Annotated in this window: 4 protein-coding genes and 1 pseudogene; all 5 read left to right on the forward strand. The window is 52.5% G+C overall.

Translation table 11 applies throughout. From position 1 onward, the window contains the following. Nucleotides 1-220: 220 nt before the first annotated feature. On the forward strand, nt 221-1282 hold the full coding sequence (locus B3Y70_RS12555; RefSeq protein ID WP_288589912.1) for an NAD(P)H-dependent glycerol-3-phosphate dehydrogenase: 1062 nt from the start codon (nt 221-223) through the stop codon (nt 1280-1282). A gap of 30 nt (nt 1283-1312) precedes the next feature. Continuing rightward, complete coding sequence (locus tag B3Y70_RS12560) at nt 1313-1762, forward strand: SixA phosphatase family protein (RefSeq protein WP_022991229.1); 450 nt, start codon at nt 1313-1315, stop codon at nt 1760-1762. A 41-nt stretch (nt 1763-1803) separates the two neighbouring features. Beyond that, nucleotides 1804-1920: pseudogene (locus tag B3Y70_RS12565) on the forward strand (radical SAM protein); the annotation flags it as partial. Nucleotides 1921-2050: 130 nt separating this feature from the next. Beyond that, complete coding sequence (gmtY, locus tag B3Y70_RS12570) at nt 2051-3430, forward strand: gamma-mobile-trio recombinase GmtY (RefSeq protein ID WP_273030049.1); 1380 nt, start codon at nt 2051-2053, stop codon at nt 3428-3430. Continuing rightward, a complete protein-coding gene (locus B3Y70_RS12575; protein ID WP_273030050.1) occupies nt 3420-5852 on the forward strand; it encodes a VPA1269 family protein in 2433 nt (810 codons plus the stop codon). The genes gmtY and B3Y70_RS12575 overlap by 11 nt, the downstream gene beginning before the upstream one ends. Nucleotides 5853-5875: the final 23 nt, after the last annotated feature.

Below are 5875 nucleotides of genomic sequence, written 5' to 3' on the forward strand. Positions count from 1 at the left end.
GCTTCCCGAATTGAAGAACTCGAAGAAATCCCCGTGCTCAAGGCGAGCGAACAGCAGGTTCGCGATAAAGTTCTTGATGCCCATAAAGTACTGATGGGCATGAATAGCCGGAACAGGGAAGAATTCAAGAATCTGGTACGGGCCCTGGAATGCGAGGAAACTGGCTGAAACGCCAGTCCTGCACCGGGCCCGGCCCTGACAGAAACAGAACGGAACGTTTATGCCTGATAACCCGACGCCCGGTAATCACGGGGCGAATTCCTACGATGTGGCAGTACTTGGTGGCGGCAGTTTCGGTACTGCCATGGCAAAAGTACTGAGCGAGAACGGCCACGTTGTGCATTTCTGGATGCGCGATGAAGCACAGGCAGAGGAAATACGCAGCACCCGCATTAATCGCCGGTATATGCCCGCCGTTACCCTTCAGGGTGACATTCAGCCAACAACCGACCTGGCCGAGGCGGTGCGCAAGGCGGAGATTGTGCTGGTTGCGATCCCATCGAAAGCGTTTCGGTCGGTCATTCGCGAACACAGCAGCGAATTCCGCGATGGCCAGATCGTCGTCAGCCTGACCAAAGGCATCGAAGAGCACGGTTTTAAATTGATGAGCGAAATCCTGCTGGAGGAGCTTCCCAGGTGTCGCTCCGGTGTTCTGAGCGGGCCGAACCTGGCTGGCGAGATCGTCAACCGGGAACTGACCGCCACCGTGATCGCAGCAAAAGACCCGGATGTGCGCCGCACAGTGCAGGAACTGCTGGGCTGCGAATACTTTCGGGTTTACGCCAATGTTGATGTCTACGGTGTGGAACTGGCCGGCGCACTCAAGAATATCTACGCCATTGTTGCCGGCCTGGCATCGGCCCTGAACATGGGCGAGAACGCGAAAGCCATGCTGATTACCCGTGGCCTGGCCGAAATGAGCCGTTTCGCGGTTAGCCTTGGCGCCAACCCGATGACCTTTATGGGCCTTGCAGGTGTTGGCGACCTGATTGCCACCTGTACCTCCAGTAAAAGCAGGAATTTCCGGGTTGGTTATGCCATTGGCAAGGGCCAGAAGCTGGAAGAAGCCGTGCAGGAGTTGGGGCAGGTGGCCGAAGGTATCTATACCCTGAAACTGGTACGCGAAAAATCTGAGGCTATTGGCATCTACATGCCTCTGGTACGGGGGCTTTACGAGATTCTCTATGAAAGCGCTTCCATCAATGCGGTGATCAACAGCCTGATGATGGCCGTGCAGAATTCTGATGTGGAGTTCATTCTGCCGCGCACCATTACCCAGTGACCCGGGATTGTCATCCGGAAGGAGAGGCACGTGCATCTGATTGTTATGCGCCATGGTGAGGCCGGCTGGCATTCGCTGGATCAGGAGCGTGAGCTGACCGAGGCGGGTCGCCGCGGCGTGGCAGCCGTGGCGGCGCAAATTGCCTCTTCCCCGTGGCGTCCCGCCCAGATCTGGTCCAGTCCCTATGTTCGGGCCCGGCAAACCGCCGCGATTGTGGCGGAAGTGCTGAATTGCCCGGTCCAGGAAAAAGCCTTTATCACACCCGATGATGACCCTGGCCGTTGTCTGGATGAGCTTCTGGACAACCAGGTTTCACCATTGATGCTGGTTTCCCACATGCCATTCGTGGGTAGCTTCTCCACTCTGTTGGTTGATGGCCATCGGCAGGGCATTCCCTTTATGACGTCTCAGGCTGTACTGCTGGATATGCCTGTAGTGGGGCCAGGCTGCGCCGACTTGAAAGCCCAGTTTCTGCCCTGATCTAATCAGTACATCACTCATTTCTGATACTGAACGAACCTATGTACAGTTTTCCCATTGATTACATTGAGCCAGTCTTCCGGCCGCCCAGCGAGGCGAAATCACTGATTCTGCCGGTGACTAATGGCTGTTCCTGGAACCAGTGCACCTTCTGCGATTAGTGGTATAGAAAAACCATCCTAAAATATGACGAAAAGTGGACTAAGAATGCAGATTCTGGTTTTTATTGAATCTGAATAAGCATATAGTGTAAATAAAAACGTACTATTGCTACTAGTTGAAAATTACATGCTAAACAGCGTCTGTATAGAGGCGAGCGTCAAATTAGACAACACGGGGACTAAGGTACGTCTCCCGGTAATCGTCACTCAGGATGGTTTGCTGAAGAGCTATCTGGACTATCTGATTACCCATCGGTACAAATCGCGGAGCTGGAAAGATAGAAGCGCTTTTGCTGTTCGACTTCTCATTGATTACACAAGCCAGAATAAAGACTGCTTTGAAAATCCTCACCAATTATTTCGAGAGTTCTCAAACAGCCTTTATACGGGAACTATTGGTGAGGACGGCAGTGACCCTAGTTGGTTGCGTTGGAAGCCTAGGGACGATAGGGACGCTTCTTTTCTGATCAGCCTCATCACCCAATATACAGACTGGCTCTCCGAACAGTATGAAGAGAAAACACTTCAAATAAATCCCAAGATCAACCCCAGTCGTTACGAAGAATGGATGGGCTTAGCGGCTTTTTACCAGAAGAAACGGCGATCTTTTCTGTCCCATCTATGGGAGAACAAACCAGCTCCCACTTATTTTCGGAAAGTTATGCCTCGAAAAGTTTCACGTTCTGGCGGAAACGGTGGAAAGAAAAGCTTTCCTCAAGGGCGCATTGATGACCTCTTATGGAATGGCTTTACCCGATACGGCTTTGAAACCAGCGTCAACGTTCATGAGCGTCTCGACCTAAAAAATGTGCTCATCACCATGCTGATGCACTACGGTGGACTTAGACTCAGCGAGTGTTTTCACATTTGGCTAGAAGATGTCACGCCATGGGAGAGTGGAACCGCACTGGTTAAAGTTTTTCATCCGGATATCGGTCGAACGCGTCCAAACGGCTCCACCAGGCGTGAAGAGCTGCGCCAGAAATATGGGATGCTGCCACGATTCGAGTACTCGAAATCCCATACGCTGCACGCAGGCTGGAAAGCGCCCAAAGAGGACAACGAAAATCTCCATTTTCTGCTAGTTTGGTGGTTTCCCCAGAGTGCAGGCGAAACCTTCAACGACTTGTGGCGACTTTACCTGACGTTCCAGCGGCACTCAGATGGAGGGAAACATCCGTTTGCTTTTACAACCCAATCCGGCGCTCCTCACTCGATCAAAGGCTATAATCAATCGCTCAAAAGGGCCGTTGAGAGAATCGGTTTACCGTTTTCGAAAGAAGCAGGCACTACTGCACACGGGCACAGACACTCTTATGGACAAGCGCTGGCAAACGCAAAGGCTGAATCTTTGATCATCAAAAATGCCTTGCATCATAAATCTATAGAAAGTCAGCAGGTCTACACCGAACTTACTGACAAGCAGATGCGAGCGCACCTGAACAGCTTTTCGCCTGAAGACGACTCAATTTCTCCATTGAAGAAAGGACTCGCTCATGAAGACTAAGTATGTCACTTACGCCGAGGCCTCTGAAGCCGCTCAGCGCTTGGGATTGAAAACAAACAAGGATTATAGAAAGGGTTACAAGCAAGACCCGAAGCTACCGGCGGCCCCCCAACAGTTTTACGCTGAGGATTGGACCGACTGGTACGATTTCTTCGGAGCCGAGCGTCCTGGTGAGATTTACGCCACCTACGCCGAGGCCTCCGAAGCCGCTCAGCGCCTGGGATTCAAAAGATCGACTGAATACAACCAAAGCTACAAGCGAGACCCTAAGCTGCCATCGAACCCCTATCAGGTCTATGCCGAGGATTGGGCCGATTGGTACGATTTCTTCGGCACCGAGCGCCCCGGTGAGATGTACGCCACCTACGCCGAGGCGTCCAAAGCCGCCCAGCGCTTGGGATTGAAAACAAACAAGGATTATGGAAAGGGTTACAAGCAAGACCCGAAGCTACCGGCGGCCCCCCAACAGGTTTACGCCGAGGATTGGATCGATTGGTACGATTTCTTCGGCACCAAGCGTCCTGGTGAGATGTATGCCACTTACGACGAGGCGTCCAAAGCCGTTCAGCACTTGGGGTTCAAATTGTCGAGTGAATACAGAAAGGGCTACGGCCAAGACCCTAAGCTGCCAGCGCATCCCCAGCTGCAATACGCCGAGGATTGGACCGATTGGTATGATTTCCTTGGCACCGAACGCCCTGCTGAGGTTTACGCCACCTACGCTGAAGCGTCCGAAGCCGCTCAGTGCTTAGGGTTAAGAACAATTAAAGAATATAGAGAGGGCTACGATCAAGATCCGAAGCTGCCGATCGATCCCTGGCGGAGTTATGCCGAAGACTGGGAAGATTGGTACCACTTCTTTGGCACAGAACGTCCAGCTGAGAAGTACGCCACCTATGCCGAAGCATCCGCAGCCGCCCAGCGCTTGGGATTTAAATTATCGACTGAATACAACCAAGGCTACAAGCGAGACCCTAAACTGCCGTCGAAGCCCCACCGGGTTTACGCCGAGGAATGGGCCGATTGGTACGGCTTCCTTGGCGTCGTGGGCCCCGGTGAGAAGTACGCCACTTGCGCCGAGGCGTCCAAAGCCGCTCAGCGTTTGGGATTAAAATCATCGACACAATATAACAAGAGCTACCACCAGGACCCGAAGCTACCGGCACACCCAAAAAACGCTTACAGCGGAGATTGGACGGATTGGTTCGATTTTCTCGGCACGGAGCGCCCTATCGAGAAGTACGCTACCTACTCCGAGGCGTCCCAATCCGCCCAGCGTTTGGGATTCAAAGGATTGGCGGAATACAACCAAGGCTACAAGCAAGACCCTAAGCTGCCAGCGAAACCCTATCAGGTCTACGCCGAGGAATGGACCGATTGGCACGCTTTCCTTGGTTTCTTGGGCCCCGGTGAGAAGTACGCCAGCCACGCTGAAGCGTCCGAAGCCGCTCAGCGCTTGGGACTCAAATCATCAATAGATTACAACGAGGGCTACGGTCAGGATCCGAAGCTGCCGGCGAGTCCATCTCAGGTTTACCCCGATTGGATCGATTGGTTCTACTTTCTCGGTAGGGAGCGCCCAGTCGCGAAATACGCTACTTACGCCGAGGCGTCCGAAGCCGCTCAGCGCTTGGGGTTTAAAACAAATAAAGAATATGGGAAGGGATACGACCAAGACCCGAACCTGCCGGCGAGTCCATATTCGGTCTACGCCGAGGATTGGGTAAGTTGGCCTCGCTTCCTGGGGGATGAAAGCGCTTCTGCTGGGGAGTTGCTGATCGAATATCCCAAGTTTTTAGAATCCATTCAGTCATATGTGGAGGCCGGCACAAACCAGGCGAATAAATATTCGCACTTGAAAGCTTTCCTCAAGGACTACGTGTCCGAGCTAGGTTTGGTCGACGACCCTGGAGCCATTCTGGCGAGAGACATTCCGTTCAATGAGCGAGTCTACGAGGCCTTTGTTCATGCAACTGGTGATACCCAGAAAAAATCGCGACATAACATCTGCTCCAAGTTTTTTGATTGGGTTTTGGAAATTTATTGTTCGGACGAGGACGATGAGGGTGAACTGCTAGTCCTGCCTGGCTACCGCAATCCTCTACGCACTGTTCTCAAGGGCTTGCTGGACCAGCTACCTAGTTGGAGGCGCAGTGAGTCGAATAAACCTCCACTGCCCATGGATGCCATTATGCGATCCAAGCAGCATCTGATTCCGCCCGAGGCTAAATCGTTTCGAGAACTCTATCATTTGCATTCTTTCCTAGAAGACAGCTGGTTCGAGGTGGATCCTCAGTTAATTGACCGAAACGATCCAAACTGTATCTATCGATTGGTGTCGAAAGACCGAAAGCGAGATGGCGAACGCTATTTCGAAGACGTGTACGAGTTATGGTCGCCCGTGAAAATTGTCGCCAACTAGTAAGCGTTCATTCCAGGACGTCC

It is taken from the genome of Marinobacter sp. UBA5687, from assembly GCF_002420325.1.
Taxonomy (GTDB): Bacteria; Pseudomonadota; Gammaproteobacteria; order Pseudomonadales; family Oleiphilaceae; genus Marinobacter; species Marinobacter nauticus.